We start from the raw sequence: 26,794 nt of genomic DNA on the forward strand, positions 1-26,794 counted from the left end.
ATCTTATTGCTGCTGTTGCAACCAAGCCATTAAATCAGCTTCAGTGGAAAAATCTAGTAAGGCTTCCGCTAAATCCTCTAACTGAGTTAACGATAACCCGCGCAGCCGCTCTTGTAATTCAGCAGTAATTACACCAATTCGCTTTGTTAATAGACGCTGGATTATTTTTAACTCTCCTTGTTGTATCCCTGACTCCATCCAACTGGTGACGATTTGCATAACAACCTCCTGTTGAGTTGGTTCAAATTGAGCAATTTCAGTCTGGAAAATTTCTTCTTCTTGGGCATTTAGTCGCAGATAAGTATCAATAAACCCGGAAATCAATTGTATTCGCGCTGGATCTAGCTGCAAGGTAGCTAGCAGGCGCAGACACTCAGATTTTACTTTGGGCCTGTCTTTTGGCGCTATGTTCATTTTAGCCATGAGCGCACTAGCTACGGGATTTTGCTGTTGCAGATATTCTCGCCAATTCAGATGATTTAACTGGATGACATCATAGTTAAACTGCAAGACAACTTTATTGGAAAATGCTACTTGATGAAAATTTGTTTCAGCCTTTTTGGGGCTATCGTAAGAAAATAAAGCGATAGGATATACTGGCAAGGCGTATTTTTCATACAATCTAGCGAAGTAGCGATACATCCGCAAATCAAAAGCTTCTTGATAATAAGCTTGATGTTCTAGATGTATTAGAAAAAACGATTCTTGCTCTCTAAATCGCGCTTTTACTACTAAGTCAGTTTCATATTTTTCTCCAGCAGTAACATCGGTAAATACCTCTTTGTCAATGAAAGAGATCGTATCCCGTTCCAGATAAGCTGTTATCTCTGGAAAAAATAACTCGATGAACTCCCAGAAGAAGGTTGTTAATAGTTCTTTAAATAAGCGATCGTGGTCTATCATGTCAAATTTATATCATGTTTTGATGGGCGATCGCCTACGCATTGTGGAGATTGGCGATCGCTCTTTTTAACGAACCTTTCTAGGCGCAGAGAACACAGAGTCAGAAGGGAGCGATCGCACAGTGGAAATTTTTCAGGCGATACCTTCTCTACGAGAGGCTTCGCCAACGGCTGGCTTCGCCTACGCTTTTTTAACGAACCGCCAAGACGCCAAGGAAGAATAGAAGAGGCGATCGCACGGTGGAGTTTTTTGCAGGCGATCACCTTTTTTAACGAACCGCAGAGGCGCAGAGGACATAGAGGAAGTAATATCAGCCGAAAGTGCTTCTGCCTGTAATAGCTTTTACGGCTAAGTACGCACGATTTGTAGAAGAACTATCTTGCTGTAATAAAATATCGTTTTGGTTTTGTCTTATTTTCTTTTCTTCTACTAAAAATTGACGCAACCATTTTTCTCTTTTACTTGCTTCCTCTTTAGTTATTTGTTCTGTCTCTTGCTTCAATTGTTGTGATGAATTCATAGGGAGAGAGCCAAATAATGAACATGGCTCTTGATTGATCTTTTCGCCGAAAAGGAAACGAGTAAAATTGTTGTAAGTCATGTAATCATCCTTATTTAATAAAGATACTTATTATATAATATAAAACTCCTATTTTATTTTTGAAAGCATACTTAGACTAAAATCTTTGTTAAGTAAAGCTTTTATCTAAAAAACTTTTCATTAATCAAACCGAAGTCCTATGGAATATTCACTTAGATAATATTTTTATGATTAAAAAATTTGCCTTGGGAATATCACACCCCCAAGGCAAGCTAACTCTCTAAATTCTTCCTTCGCGCCTCTCTCTGCGGTTCGTTAAAGTTGCTTCACTTCCGAAACCAACTTCGCCACCATATCCTTCGCACTACCAAAAAGCATCGTCGTTTTATCCTTGTAGAACAACTCATTATCTACACCGGCAAAACCCGTACTCATCCCGCGCTTAATCACAATCGTCTGCTTCGCCCGATCTACTTCCAAAATCGGCATACCATAAATCGGGCTATTTGCATCACTCCGCGCCGCCGGATTTACCACATCATTTGCCCCAATTACCAAAGCCACATCCGCTTGTTCAAACTGGGGATTAATATCATCCATGTCATACAACTGGGTATAAGCCACATTTGCCTCTGCTAGCAACACATTCATGTGCCCCGGCATTCTACCAGCAACAGGGTGAATGGCATACTTGACATCAACGCCCATTTTTTCTAACTGATCGGATAATTCCCGGACGCTATGTTGCGCTTGGGCAACTGCCATACCATAACCAGGCACAATTACTACAGAACGGGCATAACCCAACATCATCGCCCCTTCTTCGGGATCGATACTGCGAACAGTTTGATCGGTTGCACCACCACCAGCAGCACCACCGCCAGAAGTAGATCCTGTACCAAAAGCGCTGAACAGCACACTGAAGAGAGAGCGGTTCATCGCCTTACACATAATCTCGGTGAGGATTAAGCCAGATGCTCCTACCAAAGCACCAGCGATGATTAACATATTGTTCATCACCACGAAACCAGCAGCCGCCGCCGCTACACCTGACAAGGAGTTTAACAGCGAAATTACCACTGGCATATCGCCGCCACCAATGGGGATGACGAACATCACACCCAGCACTAAGGAAACAGCTACCACTCCCAAGAATATGGGTAAGCTATCTGGTGTGATGATTAAATAGGCACTACCTACCAAATAAGCACCCAGAAGTAAGAGGTTAAATGGTTGCTGGAAAGGAAATGTAATCGGAGAACCGCTAATTAAACCTTGCAATTTAGCAAAGGCTAAGAAACTACCTGTGAAGGTAACACCACCGATTAACACGTCCAATAGCATGGAAATGTTCACATCTAAGGGTACGGGTGCGCCAGAATCCAATAATCGCCAAAATTCAGCAACGGCGACTAATGCAGAAGCCGCACCACCCAAACCGTTGAGTAAACCCACCATTTGGGGCATTTCCGTCATTTGGACTTTGTAGGCAACGATCGCCCCAATTCCCGATCCAATCGCCAAGCCCAACAATATCATCTCGTAGTTCAACACATTCCGATCTAGCATTGTCGCCACAATTGCTAGCAGCATCCCCACAGATGCAATCACATTACCGTTTCGCGCTGTAGCTGGTGAACCCAGCTTTTTCAAACCAAAAATGAATAAGGATGCAGCGACTAAATATGTCAGCTGAATGCCAGTTGGTAAAAAGTCGCTCACGCCTTAATCTCCTTCTTCTTGAACATTTGCAGCATTCTATCTGTGACTAGAAAGCCACCTACAACGTTGACTGTAGCTAGTACTACGGCAATTAAACCGAGAATCACTGACACAGTTGTTTCTCTAGCACCTGAAGCCACTATTGCCCCAAGTACCGAAATGCCAGAAATCGCGTTTGAGCCTGACATTAGGGGCGTGTGTAAAGTCGGTGGGATTTTGTTGATAACTTCAAAGCCGATAAAAGATGCCAATACAAATACAAACAAAGCAGCAAGTAATGCCTCTGTCATGAAATCAAAACTCCTTGTGTAAATGGGCATTGGGCGATTCAATTTTGGATTTTGGATTTTAAATTTTGGATTAAATTTCAATCTAAAATCTAAAATCTAAAATCTAAAATTCTTACTTCCCAGTCCCTAATTAACCGCCGGTTGCTGAGTATTCGATGCTTGTAGTGCATCCCGCACTCGTTGATTGCGAATTTCACCTGCGTGGGTAACGCAAGCTGCATCAACGATGTCGTCGCCAAAGTCCACCTGCAAAGCTTTCTCTTTGTTAATTAGCAGTTGAATCAACGAGGTTACGTTCTTGGCATACAATTGGCTGGCGTGAATTGGCATTGATGATGGGAGATTGATGGGGCCGATAATTGTTACGCCGTTCCATACAATATCTTTGCCGGGTTCTGTGCAGGCGCAGTTACCACCTTGTTCAGCAGCCAAATCCACAATTACTGAACCTGGTTTCATTTGTGCCACCATTTCTTCTGTAACTAGCCGTGGTGCTTGTCTTCCAGGTACTTGGGCTGTAGTAATCACTACATCAGAATTCTTAATGTGTTCGGCGACAACTTCTTGAGTACGTTGTTTGCTAGCCTCAGAAATTTCTTTGGCGTAACCGCCAGCAGCGACGGTTTCTTCGTCTAATTTGACTTCAACGAATTTTGCCCCTAAGCTTTGCACTTCTTCTTTGACGGCGGGACGGATATCAAAGGCTTCTACCACTGCTCCCAAACGTCTAGCGGTGGCGATCGCTTGCAATCCGGCTACACCAGCGCCCATAATAAATACTTTCGCTGGAGCGATCGTGCCTGCGGCTGTGGTTAACATCGGAAAGTATTTCGGTAAGGCTGCGGCGGCAATTAATACTGCTTTGTAACCGGCTAATGAAGCTTGCGAGGACAAAGCATCCATACTTTGCGCCCTGGTGGTACGGGGGATCATCTCCATACTCAAAGCTGTGACTTTCCGATTTGCTAGTTGCTGCGCCACAACAGGATTTCCCAAGGGATTGAGGAAACTGACTAATACAGCCCCTTCCTTTAACAAATCAACTTCTGAGCGTCCATCTTCTCGTTCTTGCGGTGGACTTACTTTCAGCAGAATATCTGTTTCACCCCATAATTTGGCAGTATCGCTGATTATTGTGGCTCCTGCTGCTTCATAGTCAGGATCGCCAAAAAATGAGCGTTCTCCTGCACCCGCTTCTACCCAAACTTCCAAACCTTGTTTTACCAATCGGGCAACGGTGTCAGGAATTAATGCCACACGACGTTCACAAACTTCAATTTCTTTAGCAACTGCTATTCTCATGAAATCTCCTGAAGATAAATACCTAATCTCTGCCAAGTAAGCGATTGTCCAGATGATGGGTGTCCCGCACTCATAGTACTTAGGCAGGAACATCAGCCATGAATTTTACTTGTAGATTGAACCTTGAATCTTTCCTCTCCCACTCTTTGCTCTCTAGACAAAGCCTCATTTTTTTGTAAAGTTCTGAGCGGAGGTTCCCTCCAATCGGACTTTTTGCTTTGCCGCTCGCAGATGTCATATTTTCAGATATTTGCAAACAGGGTTATGTATTGCACATCCTAAATTGATTCCCAAATTTTGCATCTTTATCTTTAGGTTGTTTTCGGGATTGAGAAATTTTGGTATTCCTTTCTTATAGAGTAATATTGACCGAATTTTGAAAGCTTGATAATTTCCCAATCAAATTTTAATGATTACAACTTCGATTCCAATCCAACTTATTTTAATCAATTTAGCCCAACTTAACTGGCGATCGCTGATGGCAGACCTCAATTTTTATAACAAAATTCTCAAATTTAGATACACTTATACATATTTAGAAACACAATCCAACCCCCAACTGTGTTTATATCTAGTTCCAATTTGACCCAATTTAGCCATCAAATCATAGCTACATAAGGGTAATGAAGTAAATTTAATATAAGTTTGTTTTAATACTAAGTAAGTTTACTGTTGCCTAAACATCAGACAGGATGGCACTTTTTTTGGAAATTAAACGTCCATTGTCGAGAAGCCAGTAGTAAAGTTTAGTAAAGAATACTAACACACAGTTACTTTTAGATCGCAGATTTATATTTTCGTAGAGGAAGCCCGATTATGCGACGTTTACTTTCTGCTTTAGCCGTGACTAGCTTTTTGGTTACTGGATTACCAGCCTTAACTTGGGCGCAAAGCTTACCTGGATTTACGCTGTTTAGCGGCGTCAAACAAGAAAATCAGCTACCCTTCCGATTAGATTTTGGCGGACAAGCTAATGGTTGGGATCGATACATACTAAAGATTCCAGCTAAAAGAATGAAATTGGCAGTTGGTCAATTTGCCATTACCTACCCTGATTATTACAAAGGAACTTTTGACCAGAAAAAAATTGAAGTCCGAGTCAAAGGCAAAGCAGTTCCGCTTTCTGAGGTGAAATGGGACAAAGAAGGTAAACTGATCAATATTTTTCCTCAAGATCCAGTACCAGCAGGTAGCCCAGTCGAAGTGGTGTTATCTAACGTGAAAAACCCATCCTTCGGTGGAGTTTACTATTTTAACTGTCAAGTGCTTTCCCCTGGCGATGTACCACTACTGCGCTATATGGGAACATGGATTTTGAGTATTACTTAAGAATAGGGAGTAGGGATATAACCAATCGATGATTCCCAATTTCCTAACAAAGTGATACAATTAGAGATTGTGAGTTTTTATAAAAATCACTTAAGAGGAGAAGAGTATGAAAAGAACACTGGGCGGTACTAGCCGTAAGAGAAAAAGAACCTCTGGTTTTCGCGCCAGGATGCGGACACCAGACGGCAGAAACGTGATTAGCGCCAGAAGAAAAAAGGGCCGTCACCGTCTGAGTGTTTAGGACAGATCGAGCGATAAAGAGCATCTGTGGCTTTGCCCAAAACAAATCGGCTAAAATCCCGCAAGGATTTCCAGGCAGTTTTCCGAGAAGGAATTCGGCGTCATGGCTCTTATTTAACATTGAGAGCCTTAAAGCCCTTATATTCAACGAAACCTTCTTTGGACACTGCCACCCAGACTACACAAGCAACTGACTCAAAGCTCCTTGCCAGCACGCGGATTGGTATTTCAATTAGCACAAAAGTCAGCAAAAGGGCAGTGGTTCGCAACCGAATCAAACGGCAAATTACTGCTGCTTTATACAACTTGCTGCCAAAATTATCACCAGGATGGCGGCTAGTATTCATTGTCAAACCCACAGCAGCAGAATCTAAGTGCGTAAGCCCACAATTTCTGCAAGAATTAGAGCAGTTGTTGGCACAAGCTGAGGTGTTCGATGGGAATTCGTGAAGATGTTTATTATGAAGGTGGCCCCCATGTTGGGGATTTAATTGTCAACCTGCTGATTGGGCTAACCATTGTCGGGCTACCATTAGCAGTCGGGGCAATTGTCAGGGCATTGTGGCTGCGTTTCCGCATCACCGATCGCCGAATTACTGTTACCGGAGGTTGGCAGGGACGCGATCGCACTGACGTAATTTACTCAGAAATTGTCAAAATCGTCAAAGTCCCCCGTGGCATTGGCTTTTGGGGAGATATGGCCATTACCCTAAAAAACGGCAGTCGTCTCGAATTGCGCGCAATTCCCAAGTTTCGGGAAGTCTATGACTACATTAACGAAAGAATTGCTGCAAAAAATCCCGAATTTAGCGGCACTGCCAATAAGTGATGAGCAGGGGGAGCAGGGGAAGAAAAACTATTGGTTATTGCCCAATGCCCAAAGCCCCATGCCCAATGCCCCATTTATAATGTGCGGCTATCCGTAGCGAGAGATAGTCGCCGACAATTCATGATTTAGATAAATTAGATTCAGTTTACAGTACCTCAGGTTGAATTCAGAATAATGGATTTTGGTATCGGCTTTCTCTCGAACAACGTGATGCTGCCAATCATAGATTTCTTCTATGGTATTGTGCCTAGTTACGGATTAGCGATCGTTGCTTTGACCTTGATAGTCCGCTTCGCGCTCTATCCCCTGAGTGCTGGCTCAATTCGCAATATGCGGAAGATGCGAATTGTACAACCTCTGATGCAGAAGCGGATGGCAGAAATTAAAGAGCGCTATAAGGATGAACCGCAAAAGCAGCAGGAGGAAATGGTTAATGTCCAAAAAGAATTTGGCAACCCTTTGGCAGGCTGTTTTCCATTACTAGTGCAAATGCCAGTTTTGTTAGCGCTGTTTGCTACCTTGCGGGGTTCGCCTTTTGCAAGTGCGAACTACAGCGTTAACCTGCAAATTCTTCCCGCAGAACAAATCGAACAAATTCAACCACAAGCCTTTGCTACTGCTCCTCAAAATATTTACATTGCAGATGGGGAACACGTTAAAGTAGCTGCTATTATTCCTAGCGGAAACAAACTAGCAGTAGGAGAACAAACCAAGATACAGTATCAGACTGTTGCAGGTAAACCATTTCAGGTACTCTTAGCAGAACACCCAGAAAATAAGCTGGTTCCTGATTGGAAAGTTACCAAAGGTGAAGATAGGATAAAAATTGATGCCCAAGGCAATGTAGAAGCCTTGCAACCAGGAGAAGTTACTATTCAAGGAACAATTCCTGGATTAGCAGCAGAAAAAGGCTTTTTATTCATTGATGCTTTAGGCAGGGTTGGCGCACAAGATCCAGATGGCACAATCCACTGGGATATCGTCGCCATGATCGTCTTCTTTGGAATCAGCCTTTATGTTAGCCAAATGCTTTCCGGGCAAAATTCCAGCGGTGGCAATCCGCAGCAGGATACAGTTAACAAAATCACCCCCGTCATCTTTTCTGGAATGTTCTTGTTCTTCCCCCTACCAGCTGGGGTGCTGATGTATATGGTGATTGGTAATATTTTCCAAACCGCCCAAACTTATCTTCTCTCCCGCGAACCTCTACCGGAGGAACTACAAAAAATTGTAGAAACCCAGGAAAAAGAAGCAGCAGTCACAGAACAGAAAGCATTACCGTTTGAACCAAAAAGTCCTAAGAAAAAGGCGGCAGGGGGATCATGAGCGACATTCCAATGCAGAGAGGTCAGCAATGGTTAAAAACCCTGCTGGAACTCACTGGAATACCTGCTGAGATTCAGGGTCATTTAGAAACTGCCCAATCTCAAGACGGCGATTCTCCAGAACCAGATAACTACTGGTTGACTATTGACCAAACCAATTTGACATCAGAACAAATTCAGGTGTTAATTGGTGCTGATGGTTCTGTGTTAGATGCGATTCAGTATCTAGCAAATTCGGTTCTAAACCTCAGCCAACCGCCGGAGGAACAAGCCTCTTTCACTATTGAGTTAAATGGCTACCGAGTCAAAAGAGAAGCTGAAATTCGCGCATTAGCAGAAGCAGCAGCCGATGAAGTGCGCTTTTCTGGTAGAGAAGTGGAAATCAAATCTCTTAGTTCTGCTGAACGGCGTCAAGTTCATACCTTCTTAAAGGAATTTGGAGATTTAGAAACCTTCAGTCGCGGTAAAGAGCCACATCGCCATCTGGTTGTTTGTCCCGCTTCGTTGGAAGGAGTTAGGAGTTAGGAGTAGAGACGCGATTAATCGCGTCTGTACAGGAGTTTGGAGTTAATTGAAAACTCATAACCATATATAATTTCAAAATTTCTCTTTTTGTTAAGGGATAAAATAAAGATTCAGTATCAGTATAATTGCTGATAATCAAGATAAATTTTAGTGAGGATGTCTCACAAATCCTATGGACGCAATTTATATTCCGCAGCTAACTAGAGCATCGGAGCGAACAGAGGAAGTTCAAGTTAAGGAATTTCTGCCTGGTCTAGAAACGTTAACACCAGTTCGCGGTCATGTGCGCGTGCAACATCATGGCAATTACCTGGAAGTGTCAGGTCAGGCAGAAACAATTATTACTTGTACCTGCAACCGTTGCTTGCAGCAATACAATCGCCGTTTAGGGGTTGATACAAAGGAAATCATCTGGTTAGATGAAACTGCAAATCAGGCAAATGACTTGCCCTTAGAAAGGGAAGTGGTTATGGAAGATTTGCTGGAAAGCTTACCGCCCGATGGTTATTTTTATCCCAACGAATGGCTGTATGAGCAGATGTGTTTGGCAATACCGCAGCGCCAGTTATGCGATCGCAATTGTCCAGGTATTCCTGTAATTACTGCTGAGAGTTATTCTGATAGTTCTGAAATTCCAGTTGATCACCGTTGGGCTTCTCTGGAAGCACTGAAAAAGCAACTTCCAGGATAGACAGGTTACTTTCAACTTGGTCAATGCGCCATAAGAGCGCGTTTCTTCCAAAAAGTCAATTATTATATAGCAATCTTATTTGATTTGTGAGAATTGCAACCCGCAGATCCCCGACTTCATAAAAGTTGTCGGGGATCTTGTTTCTTGCAAATGATTTAGGATTGCTATAGCTGTAGGATACACAGTAAAGCCAGCAACTGAAAGCAATTAGCCATAATAATAAACACAAACTGGCAAATAATGTTCTTTATTTATCATTATGACTACGCTTAGTTTAGCCTCGGCTAATTGGTTGATTTAATCGCCTCCCACACTTGGTACAGAAGTTGAAAGTAAGCGGATTAGTGCAACTACAATTGGTACATACTATACATACTATTTTATTTTCAACTGGAGTTTGAGATGGAGTATCTCTGTTAAAATTCTTGGTTGAATTAAATTCAGTAAGTGCATTATTCCTATCATGAGACTGATGAATTGGTTGTGAAGTTGGTTGAATAAATACTGGCTCCATTTGGGCAAAATGCTCCAGCAGCATTCGATGAATAAAAATGTAACTACCTCCAACTTTTTGCACAAAAATGTGTTCAGTAGCATAATCAAGAAAGCGGACATAGTTTCGAGGGATGCAATCCTGGCTGTAGAGAATGAGGCGTAAGGTAAAGTGTTGTAGGCAGGCTTGTCCACCCCCAAATACAAGCCCAAATACAAGCCCAAACGCTAAACCCAATTGCAGCCATTGTGGTTTTGCGAAGATTTGTCCACCAATCAATCCGCCAATGAATCCAAGGAATCCACCAATCAATCCCATTATCAGGGCATTCTTGGCTGAGTTCCATATCCCTTGGTTGGGAATTGTTTTTGTCTCTATCTCTGGGCCTCTCAGTCCACCTAACAACCCTAAAATTAGTCCACCAATTAGCCCATATAGTAAACCTAATCGCAGCCCAGTTTGGAGATTAAATGGAGCGTTAACTAGCTTAAAACCCAGTCCTACAATCAGCCCCAAAAGCAATCCACCTGGTAGTCCATTCTTCAGAAACTTTTTGGCTTCTTCCCAAGACCATCTCAAAGTTTCAACTGGTTTTATTTCTGCTGTACTCCACGCTAAACTTAGTCCAGCCGTCATTCCACCAATTAACGCCGCCCCGGATGATTGAAATATTTGATCTATTAGCCAGCCGATTAACCCACAAATGATTACTCCAAGCAGACAATGTATAAATTTATAAAGTATTTTTTGCACTCGATTTGACAACCAGGTAGGCTGTATTCTTTCAATAAGAAAGACCGTTTGAGACTTCTGAATCATCTGCTGTGCTAGCCAAATTAGCCAGCGCATTGCTTGCATTTTTGAGTATCTTGGCTCATATTTACGACGCTTAAACATCCGTTCAATATAAGCATCAAACAGGTGCTTTCGGCGTTCTTCTTTAGAACCTGTATTGGGTAAATCTTCAAGTTTCTTACCTTTATAAGCCAGAGTCATGACACTTAAAGTCAGGGGAGACTTGGCTAACTCTTGCAATGTAGTGTCTTCTTGAAGCAATGTTTTTACTGCTTCCAGTTGTTCACCAGCCCTGTTTAAATATTGGTTAACTTGCTGAAATGTCAAAGATTGGAGGCAGATAGCACCTTGCAATTGTAAACGAGTAGAGAGAGCTTCATAATCTCGGATACGGCTTGTCACCACAATCTCGATCAACCCATGTTCTTGCATGAATTCGTTGATGGCTCGAATGCATGTTTCCCGACACTCAATTTTCACCTCATCTAAACCATCTAACAGCAGTAATAGTTGTTGATCTTCAATCCAGACTTTACCAAGCGCCTTAGAAATTTGATATGTACTATTCAATTCCTCAATCAGCCAATCAGCAATTGTTTGCTGTTTATTCCCCCAAGAAGATAAGTTCAGCACTACTGGAATAGGCTGGCTAAAATCTTTTTCGGTACGAGCAATTAATTCTTGTGCCAGCTTCAGGAGAGTGATCGTTTTACCCGCGCCGGGTTCTCCTAAAATCAATAAGGTTCGTCCTTTTCCCATCTGATTGAAAACATCAGAGACACTTTTACCTTCAGGTAAGGTTTGCCCAGACTTATTAGGAATTTCTTGAACAATGCTAGACGGGCGCTTTACTGCGTCTAATCGTTCTTCCAGTCCCAAATCAATTAGACCTTTGGTATACAAAGATTTTTCTAGTACGCCTTTAATCCAATACTGTTTGACTTTATTGAGTAAAACTTCTCGGAAACGGTACTCCTCTTTCCCTGAAGGAGGTTTTACCTGCCTGTGACCTATTAGTTTAGCTAGGCTAAAGCTTTCATTCACAGTTAGGTACTGAATTTGGTGCAAGTCGCGTCCAGCCTGTCCAATTTGAGCTTCCCGAATCAAAGCACCATCGATATTCAAATTCTGAAGGGGTTGTTCTTGATTCATAAGCTTTTTTTATGTAAAAAATAAAAGACTTTTAACTGCAACTCCTAACCAAGGAGCTAATTGTTTGGCAATTGGCTCTAACTTTTGCCAAATCCCTTGCCCTGCATTAAACGTTTCGTTTGTTTCTTTGAGGACTTTACTAGCTTTTTGCAAACTTGTTGCCGCAGTGTCTTTGTCTGGTTCTTTTTCCTTAACTGCATCGGTTGCATAATCCAGATGTTTCAGCGCTTGTTTCTTTTGGTCTTCTGGTAAATCTGAATTACGGAATATGGATTCAATTTGTGCCATTAATTCAGCAACCTCTGGTAAGGTCAATTCTTTCTCAGCCCCACCCTGAGTATTTTGCTGATTTTGGGTCATGTCGCCAGCAGCTTGTCCAACTTGAACACCTGAAAATTGACCACCGCCAATGTTGAGGGACATTCCTCCAGTGTTTTTGGGCTGTGAGTTATTTTCTGCCATTTTATTTGCTTGATAAAAACATTACCTTATTTAAGCTTGAATACAAATCAAGCAGATAACTTTCCCGAATATTAAAAAAATTTGCGTATATAGTAGGCCAATTACTACATTCCTGGATGGTAGTGTAAATTCACTTATTCTCAGTTTCCACCTGCAAATGGAAGCTTTGCGGCTTTACTTCAACCATTATGGAAGCAGAGCTTCTTCAAGTTTTATTGTCTAGTAGAGGCAGGTAACGAGAGTTTTTAGTTGTTAGAGGCGATACAAACCTGAACAATGAGAGAAGAACTAATAAGCATAGCTAAATATGAACTTCCGTGAAGAGTTTAAGCTGCTGCTACGTGCCCGCTACCCTTTGATTTATATTCCTACATACGAGGAAGAGCGGGTAGAAGCAGCTATCCGAGAAGAAGCCACCAACCAGGGTAATCGCCCGGTGTATACTTGGGATTTTGTCGATGGCTACCAGGGAAACCCCAATGATGTTGGGTTTGGGCGACGTAACCCGTTGCAAGCTTTGGAATTTATTGAAAAATTACCAGCTTCCGCACCTGCGGTAATGATTTTACGAGATTATCATCGCTTTTTAGAAGATGTGGCGATCGCCCGCAAACTCCGCAATCTGTCCAGACTTCTCAAATCGCAACCAAAAAATATTGTATTACTGTCGCCGCGCATCGCCATCCCTGATGACTTAACGGAAGTGCTGACAGTCGTCGAGTTTCCCTTACCAGCCGCCTCAGAAATTAAAACTGAGGTAGATCGCTTACTACAAAGTACTGGTAACTCCCTTTCTGGCAAAGTTTTAGATGATTTGGTGCGCTCTTGTCAAGGACTTTCGATGGAACGGATTCGCCGCGTTTTGGCAAAAGCGATCGCAACCCACGGAGAATTGCGACCAGAAGACGTGGAACTGGTTTTGGAAGAAAAGCGCCAAACTATCCGCCAAACCCAAATCCTGGACTTCTACCCCGCCACTGAGCAAATTTCTGATATTGGCGGACTGGATAACTTGAAAGATTGGTTGATTCGGCGGGGAGGTTCATTTACAGATCGAGCGCGACAGTACGGATTACCGCACCCCCGTGGTTTAATGTTGGTGGGTATTCAGGGAACTGGTAAATCGTTAACAGCAAAAGCGATCGCTCATCATTGGCATTTACCCCTGCTACGTTTGGATGTGGGCAGATTATTTGGTGGTTTGGTGGGTGAATCAGAATCTCGGACTCGCCAAATGATTCAAGTAGCTGAAGCCCTCGCTCCCTGTATTTTATGGATTGATGAAATCGATAAAGCCTTTGCAGGGCTTGGTAGCAAAGGTGATGCCGGAACAGCCAGCCGTGTGTTTGGTACTTTTATTACCTGGCTAGCCGAAAAAAGCTCACCCGTGTTTGTCGTCGCCACCGCCAACGACATTCAAGCTTTACCGCCGGAAATGCTCCGCAAAGGGCGATTTGATGAAATTTTCTTTGTGGGTTTGCCTACTCAAGAAGAGAGAAAAGCAATTTATGATGTTCATTTATCCCGACTGCGCCCCCATAACTTGAAAAGTTATGACATCGACAGGCTAGCTTATGAAACCCCTGATTTTTCTGGGGCTGAGATTGAGCAAACTTTAATTGAAGCGATGCATATTGGATTTAGCCAAAACCGCGACTTTGCTACCGACGACATTTTAGAAGCAGCCAGTCAGATCATACCCTTAGCACGAACTGCCGTAGAGCAAATTCAGCAACTCCAAGAATGGGCTGCTGCTGGGAGAGCGCGTTTAGCATCTAAACACAATCCTTTGAGCGAACGCCTCCGGCGCACTACGTGAACCCAAAAAAATGTAGAGACGCAGGAGTGCTTACGTCTCTACAAAGATTTTGGATAACGCATATTTAATTTCACCAGATGTCTATTCAGCATAGCTACAATAATCAGTTAGTCAAAAGTCAATAATGATGAATTATTATGGACTATTGATTTTTATACTGATGGGTTATTTGCCTCTGAGTTTTCACGTCATGTGGAAAAGCCAATGGAAAACCTAACCCCTCAGCCGCCCTTCCCTTGTAGGGAAGGGGGAGAAATCAAAGCCTCTCCCCTAGAAGGAGAGAGGTTTGGAGAGGGGTTTTCCAGATCCCGTGAAAAGTCAGATTTGCCTGTCTACTCGTAACCCTTGAGAGCCAGTTAAACACCACTCTCCTCAATGGGGGAAAATACGCAGATAACTGGCTCACCTACACCCTTGACTCTTGATAATCAGGTTTTAATTATGTTGTCTGGCTTAACAAAGTTTATACTGGGGTTTTTCTTAGCGATCGCTGTGCTAATAGGTGGCGGTGCTGCAATTGCACTCTATTTTATGAATCGCACCGGCATAGCCCCTGCCAAACCCATTTTTTCTAATGATAGTCCTTCAGTGAAAGCCCAAGCTCCTAAAAAAACTGAGCCTGGAGAAAGTAAGCCCGCTCTTACACCTGGAACATCTACTCAATCGTCTCCAAGCTCAACCTCTACTCCTACAGAATCACCAAAGGCTACCCCATCATCCAAACCATTACCATCGGGAGCTTACCGAGGACGTGTTAATTGGGCTGAAGGCTTGAGTTTGCGATCGCAACCAAATCAAGAAGCTGAAAAAATTGGTGGAGTTGCTTTTAATCAAAAAATTATTATTTTGTCAGAAAGCGAGGATAAAGCTTGGCAAAAGATCCGTTTGGAAGATAGCGAACAAGAAGGTTGGGTGAAAGCAGGTAATACTGAAAAAGTTGATGAACAATAGGTATAGGGCATTGGGCATTGGGCATTGGGCATTGGGCATTGGTTATTCTCCTTGTCCTCTTGTCCCCTTGTTTCCCTCATCCCCAGGACACTTACTTGTAAAGAATCATACGAAAAGTAATTCTTACATATAGTCAGTGGTATACTTTTTTATATTTATTAACTTAAAAAAGCAAGTGAAAACAGGGGTAGCTAGCCATTTAATCAAGCTTGCCTCAGTCTACGAGGCATCCGAAAGCATCAAGGTTGTTCCTATCGTAGTTAATTTTAAATTTTTAAATTGGAAAAAGTTATCGACTTTTGGTGCAATGCGTCTTTTGTCTGTGGCTCTGATTACGGGGCTTCTGAGTATTGCTGGAGAAGTTTTAGCACTTCAGAAAATAGGAAGTAATGGGCCTGAAGTTAGTAGTAGCCAGAGATGTTTAAAAAAGTTAGGCTATTTTAATGGGCCAGTGACAGGTAAGTTTGCTAGCTTGACTCAAAATGCTACGATCAAATTCCAGCGAGCCAATAGAATATCGGCTGATGGAGTTATAGGTGTTAGCACTCAACGAGCCTTGCAACGAGCGTGTCAAAATAGAAGTTCTAATAGAAATATCGGTGGCGCATCACGTTCGCCAGTTGGTCAATATCCTACTCTTTCTCAAGGCAAAACTGGTGCAGCCGTCACAAGATTACAACAGCGTCTACGGCAGTTAGGCTACTTTAATACTAATCCCACTGGGAATTTTGGACGAATTACTAAAGATGCTGTAATAGCATTCCAGCGAAGTTATCGTATAACTGCTAACGGGATTGTGAATCGACAAACTTGGAACGCACTAATGGGTTCTTCTCCGACTCCAGGAAGATCGAGTCTTTCCACTCAACAAGTCAGAGAACTGCAAGTGCGTTTGCGGCAGCTAGGTTATTTAAATGCTGATGCCACTGGGAATGTTGGCCCAATGACTAGAGAAGCTGTAATTGCATTCCAACGAAATAATGGATTACCTGTTGATGGCATTGCTAATGCCCAAGTTTTGGACTCAGTACGTAGAGTCTCTACAGGTAGTATTCAACAACCAGGTAGAAATTATCTCACTGTAGGCGATCGCGGAGAAAATGTCAGATTAGTTCAAGAGCGTTTAGCGCAGTTGGGTTTCTCTAATACTAATCCTGATGGACTTTTCAACGATTACACTAGACAATCTGTGATTGCATTCCAGCAATATTCTCGAATTAATTCTAGTGGAAATGTAGATTGGCAAACTTGGGAAGCATTAGGGTTGAATGGTTCAACTGGGGGCAATTACACTCAAACTAATGATTATGTATTAGCTGACACTAACCGCTATGCATTACCTCCTGCCAATGACAATGTAGTACCTGTTACTAATGGCAACACATTAGTTGCTAATAATCCTTACAGAGTAATAATTCCAATTTCCAGTAATGATACTCTGAGTAAAGTACAACAATATATACCCAATGCTGTCGCGGAGCAATCCAATTTAGGGGATTATGTGAATGCTGGAGCATTTAGCGATCGCGCCCAAGCAGAAACCCTCACGAAAAAGCTCCGCTCGTTAGGTCTGGATGCACGGGTAAAATACAATTAACTAATTCGTAATTCGTAATTCGTAATTAAATTGACAAACTCAACTGGGAACCTTCCTGAGTTTTATTCACTTCAATCCTGGCTTGGAAGGCTTCTTTGAGGTGGGGCATGTGGGTAACGGTGAGAATGCAAGCGAAATCGGAGGCGATCGCATTAATCGCCGCAATCAAGCGATCGCATCCTTCGGCATCCTGTGTACCAAAACCCTCATCCACAATCAACAATTGCAACGCCGCCCCTGCCCGTTGCGCTAATAGTTTTGCCAAAGCCAAACGGATGGCAAAGTTAATTCTAAAGGCTTCTCCACCTGAGTAAGTTTCGTAAGCTCGTGTTCCTCTAGAATCGGCGATTAAAATATCTAAGGTGTCTATCAGTTTGGCATTTTTCTTGGTTGATTTAGCACTGCGTCCAGCTTTTTGAGTAATAAATTGTACATGAAATTGATTACCACTCAAACGTGAAAGTAGTTGATTTGTTTCGGCTTCCAGTTGTGGCAACACATTCTCAATCATCAGTGCTTGGATACCATTTTTACCAAAAGCTTGCGCTAATTCCTGATAAACCCGATATTCCTGCTTGCAAGCTTGTAATTGCTGCTGCTGTTGTTCATACTGAATTTGCAGCGTTTCTAGTTGATGCGCCAGCTGTTCTAAACGTCCCAACTTGGCTATTTGCTCATCGAGTTGCCGTCTGCGGATTGCTAACTGTTGCTCTAAAGCTTGAATTTGGGCAGATGGGTTAGCTGTAGCTTGTAATTGCTGAATAATGCTTTCGATTTGGCTGCCGAGTTTTTGCCGCTCTGTTACTCTAGCGCTTCTAGACTCCTCTAACTCTTGCAACCTCGTCTGGAGTTGCGGATACTGCTGTTGGGCTGATAGCAGTTGTTGATAGCGCAAATGCCAAGATTGAGCTTTCTTTGCAGCCATACGCAGATTGTTGTGCTGCTCAGAACTGTAGCCAATTTCAGTAATGTGACGCTCAAGCGCTGCGATTTGTTTAGCACATTCAGAATCAATCCGATCCTGCTGGATTTTAACTTGTAATTGGGCAATTTGGGATTGTAATTCTGGTTTTCGGGCTAATAGTTGCGCTTGTCGCTTAGTTGCATCTTTAATTTGCCCTTGTTTAATTTCTGCCCATCGCCACCGCTCAACTTCACTCCGGGCAAGGGCATGATCTTGTTCATTATAATTAACTTGTTGCAGATATTGGTCTAGCTGTCGGAGTTCGGCTTGTTTATCGGGAGCGTAATCACCAGCTTGGAGCGATCGCTCTAAATGCTGTTTTTCAGCAGCAATTTGTTGTAACTGTTGTTGCACATCAGTTGTCGCTTCTAACTGGGCTGCTAACTGTCCCCGGTGTTCGCGTAAACCATCGTAGCCCGCCAATTGTTGGGATATGTCGCGATATTCCTGCCTGAGTGTCTGAATTTCTTTGTCAGACACAGCCAATTGTTCCCGTACTACCCAAAACTGCCCTTGAGTATCCTCTAACTCACTTTGGGTTTTTTCCACTACCCGACTCCAGTGATGTTCGTCTAAAGGACGCTCGCATAATGGACAAAGTGCTTCAGGATTTTGCAGCATTTGCAATTTCTGCTCTAATTCTCCCAGCAGTTTTTCATAATCTCGTTGGTGAGCTTGCAAACGTTCAATAAAATGCCGCCTTTCTTGCCCTTTTTCTTGGACTCGTTGCAGATAAACCCGCTTTTTCTCCAGTTCCTCAATCTGAATTGCCACATCCATTACCGCTTGTTGCAGTTGTGGTTGGCGACTGTGCTGGCGTTGCAATTGGTTCTCAGTGCTTTGGAGTTGTTCGAGTCGTGCTACTAAACCAGCATGAGTGCGATCGAGTTGGCTTTGTAAAGTTGCTCGTTGTTGCAACAAGGGAGTCACTTGCATTTGCAATTCATCTAAGCGAGTAACATGGTGACGAGCTGCGGCTAGTTGTGACAAAGCGGCTTCGACTTCACCTGATTTAGTTAAAGTTTGTTGAATATCTCGCTCTTGTTGCTGCAAAGCTTCTAGCTGCGCTTGGGCTTGTTGCAGTTGCCGTTCGATTTCGTGAATTTCTTTGGTAAGCTGTTGTTGCTTTTGTTGGCGAGTCTGCCCAGCGCGGGTATGTTCTTCAAATTTGACAGCAAAAGCTTCTTCTTGAGATTGTAGACTTTGATATTGGGCGTATCCGGCTTTAATCTCAGCTTCTTGGTGTAATATTTTTTCTAAATCTGATAGCTGAGAGCCAATAGCTGATTGTTCTTGTTGGAGGCGATCGCAATCTTGGGTAAGATTTTGGTATTGCTGCTTTATAAAGCTAAGTTGTTGTTCCCAATTTTGGCGCTGGTGCTGGACAACTTGCAAACTTTGTAATTGAATATTATCAAAAGCTTGCACCTGTTGCAGTTGGTTGAGTTCGGCTTCTAACTCCACCCTTTGCGCTTGGGTAATCTGGCGTTGTTGCAGCTGAATTTTTATCGATTCCAAAGAACGCTCTAATTCTACTGCCTGGGCTTTGAACTGACGAGAAGATTCCTTTGCCCGTTCTTCCAAATCATCGTACTGATTGAGTTTCAATAACTCCGCTAAAATTTCTTTGCGTTCTGTGGGACGCTTGAGCATGAATTCATCTGCGCGACCTTGACGTAAGTAGGCAGAATTAATAAATGTATCATAATCGAGCTTGATATGTTCTAAAATCAAATCTTGGGTTGCTCTTACCCCTTTGCAAGTGAGTGAGCGAAACCCAGATGGTATTTCTATTTGAAATTCGAGGACACTAGTACCTCCCCGAATTCGGGTACGAATCACCCGATATTTTTGCTGGTTACTTTTGAAAGTAAAATCAACTCGAACTTCTTTCGCACCAGAATAGATGACATCATCTTCAGCAGTGGCGCGGCTTTCACCCCAAATTGCCCAAGTGATTGCTTCTAAAAGGGAGGATTTACCCGCACCATTGGAACCACAAATACAAGCCGTATGCAAACCGCCAAAATCTAAAGTTGCATCACGGTAACTAAGAAAGTTTTTGAGGATAAGTTGTACTGGGATCATTCACGCTATAGCGCCACATCTACTTTTAATCATTAACAGTACAGATGCACTGTTTGTTAGTTTAGCTATCTAAATATCAGGTTTCTAGTTTTGAAGACATCAAATTTACAAAAATTTACAATACTATCAGTCAATTTTTCTTATTGCATGAAAAAGTTTTACTGTCTTCGGAGAAAAATGAAACTTTCCAGGAGACTTTTGTTATTTCTTTCTGTTGTCTGAGGAGAAAACATTCTTTTTTGATTTGTGAGAATTGAAAGTTACAGATCCCTGACTTTGCAAAGAAGTCGGGGATCTTGTTTCTTGGGAATTATTTAGGATTGTTATTGGCTAGTTGCGTAGGCGTAGCCCGTCTTAGACATCGCGATCGCTTAACTTAGACCGAGGTATCAACAATCCAATATATGTACCGACAGCAAATTTGGTTAAATCTAGAAATGGAGGGCGACTTTTCTCATCGATAACTGCCAGAGTGAGAGAACCAATCACCATAATCAGCGTTACAACAGCCAGCACTTCATCTCTTGAAGGAAATTTCTTGGATAACATAGACTCCCTCGCAAATTGTTTGAATAACTACATCTATACTTTGACAGGTGAGTGTTTGTTCTAGGCTTAAATACAGGTTTGAGATATGAGTGACTTGTGTATGCGATAAGGATGAATTGCCAAATTGGTAGTTAGAATCAGCAAAAGTGTGATGGTTAGCTTATGTCCGGGCGATCGCTTTCCTGTTCTCCAGAAGGTATCCAAAAAGCAAAAAAAGCTTTAATTCGTTATTCTTTAACTCAAAAGGCATTAGCTGAAGAGTTAGAAGTAACTCGCCAGCCGATCGGAAAGTTCTTTACAGGTAAACCTGTTGACCGCAATCTCTTTGTCCAGATTTGTGACAGGCTAGACCTAGAGTGGGAAGAAATAGTTGCTGAACCAGCCAGTGAACCAGAGGTAAATCAAGATAACAGGATTGATGTTGATATTGATGCGATCGTGCAAGAGGTACGCGAAAAGATAAAACCCATCATTCAACAACGCTGCGGCACAATGCGAGTGCTGGATATGACTCAACCCATTGGGTTGAATGACATTTACACCAGCGTTAATATTCTGGAAAAAATCACTGGGCGACAACGACTAGGAATTGATGAATTATTACAACAGTGTACTAGCGAAGATTTTGATCGCTTTGGACTGGGCAGAATTACTCAAAAACGAGTACCAGGGCTAGAGGCGGTAGAAAAATATCCTAAGTTGATGATTTTGGGTAAGCCAGGGGCAGGTAAAACTACGTTTTTGAAGTATTTGGCAATTCAGTGTATTGAAAATGAATTTCAGGGTAATTGCGTGCCACTTTTTGTCACACTAAAAGATTTCGCTGAAGCCCTAAATAAACCTGGATTATTGGAATACATCAGTGAAAGCGCCGTAAATCACGTTTCTGCAACAGGTAACATTTTAGAGACGCAATTTATCGCGTCTATTCAAGACGTGATAACTCACGGTAAGGTATTACTTTTACTCGATGGCTTGGATGAGGTTAGAGGAGAAGATAACAGCCGTATTTTAAAGGAAATTCGTGATTTTTCTGACCGATTTCCAAATAATCACTTTGTAATGACTTGCCGGATTGCAGCACGTGAGTATACCTTTGAAAAGTTCACAGAGGTTGAAGTCGCTGATTTTGACGATGAGCAAATTGCTAATTTTGCAAATAATTGGTTTAAGAATAAAGTTATAAAATCAGAGACTTTTATTAAACTCCTCAAAGACAATAATCGAATTCAAGAACTCGCTATAAGTCCTCTACTATTAACACTGCTATGTTTAGCATTTCAAGAGTCAGGAGATTTCCCCGCAAATCGTTCTGAGCTATACAAAGAAGGAATAGATACGCTATTAAAAAAATGGGATGCCAAGCGGGGAATTCAGCGCGATCAAGTTTACAAAAATCTGTCAGTCCAACGTAAAGAAGATTTACTCAGTAAAATTGCTCTGGCTACCTTTGAGTTAGGTGACTATTTCTTTAAACAAAAAATAGCAGAACAATACATTACAGAATACATCCGCAATTTACCCGGTGCTAATACTCATGAGGAAGCATTGCAATTTGATAGCGAGCAAGTTTTGCATTCAATTGAGCATCATCATGGACTTGTTGTAGCCAGGGCAAAAGGTATTTACTCCTTTTCTCACCTTACATTCCACGAGTATTTCACTGCTAGAGAATTTGTGGTTGTCAGACAGTCATCAGAAGAAGCGCTGCAAAATCTTGTTAGCCACATGACCGAGAAACGTTGGCGAGAAGTCTTTTTACTAGCTGTTGGAATGTCACCAAACGCAGATCGATTATTGCTGTGTATAAAAAAGAAAATTGATGCGAGTCTGGCTGATGAAGAAAAGTTGCAACAGTTTCTTATGTGGGTAAGAGATAAATCTATTTCTGTTGAGGTTTCCTATAAACTAGCAACAGTTAGAGCTTTTTACTTTTCCCTCTCCTTCTTTCGAGCCTTCTCCTTTTCTCGAGTTGTTTCCCTCTCCCGAACTCTCGAAGTCTCCCTTCCCCTCAACTTCGACCTTGACCTCGACTTTGAGCTATGTCGACCAGTCAACCTCTCTCTCGATCTCAATCTCTCTCAACTTCTCTCCAGAACCCTTAACTCAGAACTCAAGTATTCACTGCAACAACTTCAAGAGCAACTACCAGACGGAAAAGACTGGAAAAAATCTCAGAAATGGTGGTTAGATGATATGCAAGCTTGGAGAGAGGAATTGAGAGCAGTAATAATTAAACATCGTAATGTTGGTCATGATTGGCAGTTTAGCGAACGACAGAAGGAGTTACTAAACCAATACCACAATGCTAATTTGTTACTGATATCTTTCCTAAATAGCGATTGTTATGTCAGCCGTGAAGTCCGACAGCAAATAGAAGATACTTTGCTATTACCGATCGCAGAGATTAAACAGCGTCAGCAGCAATCATAAATACCCATATAATAGATAGTGAATTATTCGTTAAAAAAGCAAAAATATTTCACAAATATTAGCAAATAAATCTAGAATGTAACTAAGAGTTCATAGTCAACCCATTCGCCTCTATTCAATGGCTTAGATATGTGGACATGAGTAATAAAACAGCATTTTGGAACAAAATGATACTCATTTACGTCATCGAAATCTTTCACCTTTAATTTTAGTAACGTACATTAGCAGAATACAAATTCTGACAAGCGATGTCTATGACGGTTTACGTCTGCGCGATCGCACACACTTCCCATCATAGTAAGTACTTTTCTTTTCGGAATACGCCCATAAACAGGTTCAAAAACAGCCAGAAACAAACTCAGTGAATCCTCGTCATTAAATACATCACATACACAAAGGACAACCCTCTTATGACTCGCCTATATCAATGGAAATCTGGAACTGCTGCACTTATGGCAATGGCCGTTACTACAACCGTCATTAGCCCCCTATTCAGCTTGGCTCCTGCTAATGCTCAATACAGAATCGATCAAAACAGAACTGGGCAATACGGAAACGTTACCATTCCTTCTGGAGTTGCTCTTCCTGTCACCTACGAAAAAGAGACAATTACTATCGCTCCTGGAGAAAGTAAATCTCTAACCTTGAGAATAGCGAACGACATTATCGACAGAAATAGAAATGTCTTAATTCCTGCTGGTACTAAAGTAAATGGACGGCTAGAATCTGTTGACTTAGATAGTTATTCTAGAGATACAAGAAATGATGATAACCAAGGAAAAGGCGTGCGATTTGTCGCTCAAGAATTAGAATTTTCTAACGGTCAACGTCAGTCGATTAATGCAACTTCTCGGACATACACCACAACTCAAAGAGTATCACAGAAGCCCAACACTACTCAGGTTTTAACTGACGCAGCTATTGGTGGGGGTGCTGGTCTTTTAGGTTCATTAATTACTGGTAATCGCAAAATTGACGATTTAAAACCTGTTATTGGTGCGGCTGCGGGTGCAGGTGCGAGTGTGCTGTTGCGGAAAAAAGAAGGAAATGCATTTGTCCTTAGACCTGAACAGGATTTAAGGCTTACATTGAATTCTAACTTGAATTTAGTACCACAATCCCGCTACTAGATTTAACTTCATTCAAGTTGTGAATTTAATCATCCCTGATATGCGATCGCCACTTTAACTAGAGTGTGCGATCGCCTTTATTTTTAACCCTAAAAATTTCTATTGTACAGCAACTATTCCACCTCTATATCGTCTTAATCAGTATGAATATTTATTTAAATACTTATTTAAAAATTGGCTCTATTGTCTTCTGTATCTAAAAGAGTATTCAAAATTATGGAATATCCTGATACTTTTATTAAGTAGTAGCGATCGAGGAGCTTCTTCTTGTGGTAATTCAAGGTTTGAATTTAAGCACATATCTTGCAATTCCTGTAGTATTAAGTCTTTTGGTTCCGGGAGACAATATAAAAGTATCTTTAGTTGAAAATGCCAGTCAGGTATCCACTAACAAGGAAATGAGTCTATCTAGCCGTGAGCTAATCAGCGCGAATTCAACACCGAAAACATACTATGTTAGTGGTAGTGGAAACGACAATAATAGCGGACTTTCTACTTCATCTGCCTTTAAAACAATTCAAAAGGCAGCAGACCTTACGAACCCTGGCGATACAGTATTGATAATGAATGGAGTATACACAAATACAGGCAAAGCTGGGAGTGTAGTAAATATTATACGTTCTGGAACTGCAAATGCATGGATTAGGTATAAAGCATATCCTGCGCATTTCCCAAAAATTCAGCACAATACATGGAATGGGATCACGATTTCAAATAAAGCTTCATATATCGAGATCAATGGGCTAGAGGTTATGGGAAACAATGCCAATATAACCCTTGATTACGCGATGAGTCAGAAGACTAACAAACAAAACCCACTGACGAATGGAAACTGTATCAACATTGATGGTCGAACCAATGGCCATGTTCATCACATCCGTATTTTGAACAACAAAGTGCATGACTGTGGAGGAGCAGGTATTTCAGCAATTCAAGCAGACTATGTGACAATAGATAATAATGTGGTATTTAATAATGCCTGGTACAGCGTTTATGGTTGCAGTGGCATTTCGATGTTGAATAATTGGAATTCTGATAACAACCAGGGATACAAGATGTTTGTTACCAACAACAAGACTTACAACAATCGTATGTACATCCCTTGGATTGCAGTTGGAAAGATCACAGACGGTAATGGCATTATTATCGATAGTACAAGAAATCAAGACAACTCAAAATTGGGTGTATATAAAGGACGTACTTTAGTTAAAAACAATCTTGCATTTAATAATGGTGGCTCAGGGATTCATGCATTTTTTAGCGACCATGTTGATATTGTAAATAACACAGCTTTTTTAAATAATCAGAGTCCAGAAATTAATGGGGGGCAAATATTTGCTCATACCTCATCCGATGTCAGAATTCTCAGGAACATTCTCTATGCTTTTCCTGACAAAAATATTAATAACAACACTAAAAACAAAAACGTTGTTTATGATTATAATATCTATCTCAATAGCTCTAAGATAACTGCTAAGGGGCCTCACGATATTGTTGCAGACTCAGAGTTTTTAAGTAAGCATCCCACTCTCGAAAAAATCTCTGACGATTGGAAATCACTAGAGAAACAAAATCCGCCAACGCGAACATCTATACAGGCTAATTCGGCAGGTTTTGTTTGCGATCCAGTGAATTATCCTTTGCAAGGCAAACCGATCGCAGTGGGATGCTCCCCGCTATCTTCAACTCAAACTGCTTTTTCTGATGTTTCATCTAACTATTGGGCGGCACAATTTATTCAACAATTGTCTGGGCAAGGTGTAATTGCCGGATTTCCTGATGGTAGCTTCCGCCCAGAAGAACCAGTGACACGCGCTCAATTTGCCGCGATGATCGACAAAGCTTTCCCAAAAGCCCAGCAACGGCAGGCAATCAATTTTACTGATGTGCCTAGCAACTATTGGGCATCCAGTGCGATTGGGCAAGCTTATACTATTGGTTTCTTATCTGGTTATCCTGGAAATCGCTTTCAGCCTAATCAAGCTATCCCTCGCGAACAGGTTTTGGTTGCCCTCGCTAATGGTTTGAAATATAGTCCTAGTGGCAATACCGAAAGCACTTTGAAATACTTCAACGATGCCTCTAACATCACTAGCTATGCCCGTAGCCCGATCGCCGCAGCAGCCCAAAAGCAAATTGTGGTGAACTATCCAAATGTAAAGTTACTGAATCCAACTGCAACAGCTACTCGCGCCCAGGTAGCAGCTTTTATCTACCAAGCATTAGTTAGTTCTAATCAAGCCTCGGCAATTAACTCGCCTTATGTTGTGTTAAGACTTAGCAATTAACTCGCCCTATACAATGATTGTCGGGTCTACTACTTCAACACCTGTATCAGTCACAATTAGAATCTGTTGATTTAGATAGTTATTTAATAGGCGATCGCTACTTTAACTAGAGTGTGCGATCGCCTTTACTTTTAACCATAAAATTTTCTACTCAACAGCAACTATTCTTTCTCTAGATCGTCTCACTCCGTATCTATATTTTTGGAAATCTGCTAATAGAGAATAGTGTGATGATATTACTTCTATTAGCTAGTTCGTTTGGCATAGATGTTTTAATGATGACTGCATGACTAAAGTAATGGTTTTGACAAAAAGCAGAAAAATTAGGAACCTTGGACTTTAGTAAATGTCTAACTAATTAACAGTAAAAAAAATA

At 41.7% G+C, this 26,794-nt stretch carries 22 protein-coding genes and 1 pseudogene; 13 read left to right on the forward strand and 10 right to left on the reverse strand.

From position 1 onward, the window contains the following. Nucleotides 1-3 precede the first annotated feature (3 nt). From RMZ95_RS13450 to RMZ95_RS13475, 6 genes are all read right to left on the reverse strand, one after another. Entirely contained in the window at nucleotides 4-903 is a 900-nt protein-coding gene (locus RMZ95_RS13450) for a DUF4351 domain-containing protein (RefSeq protein ID WP_322683000.1), read from the reverse strand. Then, the gene (locus tag RMZ95_RS13455; protein ID WP_322683001.1) at nucleotides 900-1,166 is read right to left on the reverse strand and encodes a hypothetical protein; all 267 of its coding nucleotides are present in this window, start codon (nucleotides 1,164-1,166) and stop codon (nucleotides 900-902) included. Before RMZ95_RS13455 ends, RMZ95_RS13450 begins: the two co-directional genes overlap by 4 nt. A gap of 47 nt (nucleotides 1,167-1,213) precedes the next feature. Then, complete coding sequence (locus RMZ95_RS13460; protein WP_322683002.1) at nucleotides 1,214-1,504, reverse strand: hypothetical protein; 291 nt, start codon at nucleotides 1,502-1,504, stop codon at nucleotides 1,214-1,216. Nucleotides 1,505-1,759: 255 nt separating this feature from the next. Continuing rightward, nucleotides 1,760-3,166: an NAD(P)(+) transhydrogenase (Re/Si-specific) subunit beta gene (locus RMZ95_RS13465; protein ID WP_322683003.1), complete on the reverse strand. Its 1,407-nt coding sequence runs from the start codon at nucleotides 3,164-3,166 to the stop codon at nucleotides 1,760-1,762. Beyond that, a complete protein-coding gene (locus RMZ95_RS13470; protein ID WP_138499926.1) occupies nucleotides 3,163-3,456 on the reverse strand; it encodes an NAD(P) transhydrogenase subunit alpha in 294 nt (97 codons plus the stop codon). The genes RMZ95_RS13465 and RMZ95_RS13470 overlap by 4 nt, the downstream gene beginning before the upstream one ends. Before the next feature lie 126 nt (nucleotides 3,457-3,582). Next, on the reverse strand, nucleotides 3,583-4,758 hold the full coding sequence (locus tag RMZ95_RS13475) for a Re/Si-specific NAD(P)(+) transhydrogenase subunit alpha (protein ID WP_322683004.1): 1,176 nt from the start codon (nucleotides 4,756-4,758) through the stop codon (nucleotides 3,583-3,585). A gap of 816 nt (nucleotides 4,759-5,574) precedes the next feature. On the opposite strand from RMZ95_RS13475, the gene RMZ95_RS13480 reads away from it, so the two are divergent. The 7 genes from RMZ95_RS13480 to RMZ95_RS13510 all read left to right on the forward strand — a co-directional run bounded on the left by RMZ95_RS13480 (nucleotide 5,575) and on the right by RMZ95_RS13510 (nucleotide 9,697). Further along, nucleotides 5,575-6,087 (forward strand): DUF2808 domain-containing protein, encoded by a 513-nt coding sequence (locus tag RMZ95_RS13480; RefSeq protein ID WP_322670945.1) that lies wholly within the window; start codon nucleotides 5,575-5,577, stop codon nucleotides 6,085-6,087. A gap of 106 nt (nucleotides 6,088-6,193) precedes the next feature. Continuing rightward, the gene (gene rpmH, locus RMZ95_RS13485; protein ID WP_099102484.1) at nucleotides 6,194-6,328 is read left to right on the forward strand and encodes a 50S ribosomal protein L34; all 135 of its coding nucleotides are present in this window, start codon (nucleotides 6,194-6,196) and stop codon (nucleotides 6,326-6,328) included. 26 nt (nucleotides 6,329-6,354) lie between these two features. Continuing rightward, entirely contained in the window at nucleotides 6,355-6,777 is a 423-nt protein-coding gene (gene rnpA, locus RMZ95_RS13490) for a ribonuclease P protein component (RefSeq protein WP_322670946.1), read from the forward strand. Then, nucleotides 6,764-7,156, forward strand: coding sequence for a PH domain-containing protein (locus RMZ95_RS13495; RefSeq protein WP_322670947.1), 393 nt, complete (start codon nucleotides 6,764-6,766; stop codon nucleotides 7,154-7,156). The genes rnpA and RMZ95_RS13495 overlap by 14 nt, the downstream gene beginning before the upstream one ends. Before the next feature lie 174 nt (nucleotides 7,157-7,330). Next, a complete protein-coding gene (yidC, locus tag RMZ95_RS13500) occupies nucleotides 7,331-8,482 on the forward strand; it encodes a membrane protein insertase YidC (RefSeq protein ID WP_322670948.1) in 1,152 nt (383 codons plus the stop codon). Further along, nucleotides 8,479-9,006, forward strand: a complete 528-nt coding sequence (locus tag RMZ95_RS13505) for a protein jag (protein WP_322670949.1) — start codon at nucleotides 8,479-8,481, stop codon at nucleotides 9,004-9,006. Before yidC ends, RMZ95_RS13505 begins: the two co-directional genes overlap by 4 nt. A 172-nt stretch (nucleotides 9,007-9,178) precedes the next feature. Next, entirely contained in the window at nucleotides 9,179-9,697 is a 519-nt protein-coding gene (locus RMZ95_RS13510; protein ID WP_322683005.1) for a DUF177 domain-containing protein, read from the forward strand. 274 nt (nucleotides 9,698-9,971) lie between these two features. On the opposite strand, the gene RMZ95_RS13515 is transcribed toward RMZ95_RS13510, so the two are convergent. Together RMZ95_RS13515 and RMZ95_RS13520 are read right to left on the reverse strand one after the other, a co-directional pair. Next, nucleotides 9,972-12,137 carry an NACHT domain-containing protein gene (locus RMZ95_RS13515; RefSeq protein WP_322683006.1) on the reverse strand — a complete coding sequence of 722 codons (2,166 nt, stop codon included), beginning with the start codon at nucleotides 12,135-12,137 and terminating at the stop codon, nucleotides 9,972-9,974. A gap of 9 nt (nucleotides 12,138-12,146) precedes the next feature. Beyond that, complete coding sequence (locus RMZ95_RS13520; RefSeq protein WP_322683007.1) at nucleotides 12,147-12,599, reverse strand: hypothetical protein; 453 nt, start codon at nucleotides 12,597-12,599, stop codon at nucleotides 12,147-12,149. A 307-nt stretch (nucleotides 12,600-12,906) separates the two neighbouring features. Between RMZ95_RS13520 and RMZ95_RS13525 the strand changes: the two genes are divergently transcribed. The 3 genes from RMZ95_RS13525 to RMZ95_RS13535 all read left to right on the forward strand — a co-directional run bounded on the left by RMZ95_RS13525 (nucleotide 12,907) and on the right by RMZ95_RS13535 (nucleotide 16,966). Continuing rightward, a complete protein-coding gene (locus RMZ95_RS13525; RefSeq protein WP_322683008.1) occupies nucleotides 12,907-14,418 on the forward strand; it encodes an AAA family ATPase in 1,512 nt (503 codons plus the stop codon). Between the two features lie 441 nt (nucleotides 14,419-14,859). After that, complete coding sequence (locus tag RMZ95_RS13530; RefSeq protein ID WP_322683067.1) at nucleotides 14,860-15,369, forward strand: SH3 domain-containing protein; 510 nt, start codon at nucleotides 14,860-14,862, stop codon at nucleotides 15,367-15,369. A 175-nt stretch (nucleotides 15,370-15,544) separates the two neighbouring features. Next, entirely contained in the window at nucleotides 15,545-16,966 is a 1,422-nt protein-coding gene (locus RMZ95_RS13535; RefSeq protein WP_322683009.1) for a peptidoglycan-binding protein, read from the forward strand. A gap of 25 nt (nucleotides 16,967-16,991) precedes the next feature. On the opposite strand, the gene RMZ95_RS13540 is transcribed toward RMZ95_RS13535, so the two are convergent. Next, complete coding sequence (locus RMZ95_RS13540) at nucleotides 16,992-20,018, reverse strand: SMC family ATPase (protein WP_322683010.1); 3,027 nt, start codon at nucleotides 20,016-20,018, stop codon at nucleotides 16,992-16,994. 354 nt (nucleotides 20,019-20,372) lie between these two features. After that, the gene (locus RMZ95_RS13545; RefSeq protein WP_322683011.1) at nucleotides 20,373-20,567 is read right to left on the reverse strand and encodes a hypothetical protein; all 195 of its coding nucleotides are present in this window, start codon (nucleotides 20,565-20,567) and stop codon (nucleotides 20,373-20,375) included. Between the two features lie 162 nt (nucleotides 20,568-20,729). Between RMZ95_RS13545 and RMZ95_RS13550 the strand changes: the two genes are divergently transcribed. The 3 genes and pseudogenes from RMZ95_RS13550 to RMZ95_RS13560 form a co-directional block, all read left to right on the forward strand. Next, a complete protein-coding gene (locus RMZ95_RS13550) occupies nucleotides 20,730-23,000 on the forward strand; it encodes an NACHT domain-containing NTPase (RefSeq protein ID WP_322683012.1) in 2,271 nt (756 codons plus the stop codon). Between the two features lie 410 nt (nucleotides 23,001-23,410). Beyond that, nucleotides 23,411-24,130, forward strand: a complete 720-nt coding sequence (locus RMZ95_RS13555) for a conjugal transfer protein TrbI (RefSeq protein WP_322683013.1) — start codon at nucleotides 23,411-23,413, stop codon at nucleotides 24,128-24,130. Nucleotides 24,131-25,770: 1,640 nt separating this feature from the next. Beyond that, a pseudogene (locus tag RMZ95_RS13560) lies at nucleotides 25,771-26,400 on the forward strand (S-layer homology domain-containing protein); the annotation flags it as partial. Nucleotides 26,401-26,794: the final 394 nt, after the last annotated feature.

The sequence above is a fragment of the Nostoc sp. DedQUE07 genome, assembly GCF_034530975.2.
In the GTDB taxonomy this organism is placed as follows: domain Bacteria; phylum Cyanobacteriota; class Cyanobacteriia; order Cyanobacteriales; family Nostocaceae; genus Nostoc.

Bases quoted from the DNA above. Each gene is read 5' to 3' on its own strand.
- RMZ95_RS13450 (WP_322683000.1), bottom strand. From the start codon at position 903: ATGATAGACCACGATCGCTTATTTAAAGAACTATTAACAACCTTCTTC.
- RMZ95_RS13520 (WP_322683007.1), bottom strand. From the start codon at position 12,599: ATGGCAGAAAATAACTCACAGCCCAAAAACACTGGAGGAATGTCCCTC.
- yidC (WP_322670948.1), top strand. From the start codon at position 7,331: ATGGATTTTGGTATCGGCTTTCTCTCGAACAACGTGATGCTGCCAATC.
- RMZ95_RS13515 (WP_322683006.1), bottom strand. From the start codon at position 12,137: ATGAATCAAGAACAACCCCTTCAGAATTTGAATATCGATGGTGCTTTG.
- RMZ95_RS13460 (WP_322683002.1), bottom strand. From the start codon at position 1,504: ATGACTTACAACAATTTTACTCGTTTCCTTTTCGGCGAAAAGATCAAT.
- RMZ95_RS13540 (WP_322683010.1), bottom strand. From the start codon at position 20,018: ATGATCCCAGTACAACTTATCCTCAAAAACTTTCTTAGTTACCGTGAT.
- rpmH (WP_099102484.1), top strand. From the start codon at position 6,194: ATGAAAAGAACACTGGGCGGTACTAGCCGTAAGAGAAAAAGAACCTCT.
- RMZ95_RS13555 (WP_322683013.1), top strand. From the start codon at position 23,411: ATGACTCGCCTATATCAATGGAAATCTGGAACTGCTGCACTTATGGCA.
- RMZ95_RS13550 (WP_322683012.1), top strand. From the start codon at position 20,730: ATGTCCGGGCGATCGCTTTCCTGTTCTCCAGAAGGTATCCAAAAAGCA.
- RMZ95_RS13480 (WP_322670945.1), top strand. From the start codon at position 5,575: ATGCGACGTTTACTTTCTGCTTTAGCCGTGACTAGCTTTTTGGTTACT.
- RMZ95_RS13470 (WP_138499926.1), bottom strand. From the start codon at position 3,456: ATGACAGAGGCATTACTTGCTGCTTTGTTTGTATTTGTATTGGCATCT.
- RMZ95_RS13475 (WP_322683004.1), bottom strand. From the start codon at position 4,758: ATGAGAATAGCAGTTGCTAAAGAAATTGAAGTTTGTGAACGTCGTGTG.
- RMZ95_RS13525 (WP_322683008.1), top strand. From the start codon at position 12,907: ATGAACTTCCGTGAAGAGTTTAAGCTGCTGCTACGTGCCCGCTACCCT.
- RMZ95_RS13530 (WP_322683067.1), top strand. From the start codon at position 14,860: ATGTTGTCTGGCTTAACAAAGTTTATACTGGGGTTTTTCTTAGCGATC.
- RMZ95_RS13505 (WP_322670949.1), top strand. From the start codon at position 8,479: ATGAGCGACATTCCAATGCAGAGAGGTCAGCAATGGTTAAAAACCCTG.
- RMZ95_RS13510 (WP_322683005.1), top strand. From the start codon at position 9,179: ATGGACGCAATTTATATTCCGCAGCTAACTAGAGCATCGGAGCGAACA.
- RMZ95_RS13495 (WP_322670947.1), top strand. From the start codon at position 6,764: ATGGGAATTCGTGAAGATGTTTATTATGAAGGTGGCCCCCATGTTGGG.
- RMZ95_RS13545 (WP_322683011.1), bottom strand. From the start codon at position 20,567: ATGTTATCCAAGAAATTTCCTTCAAGAGATGAAGTGCTGGCTGTTGTA.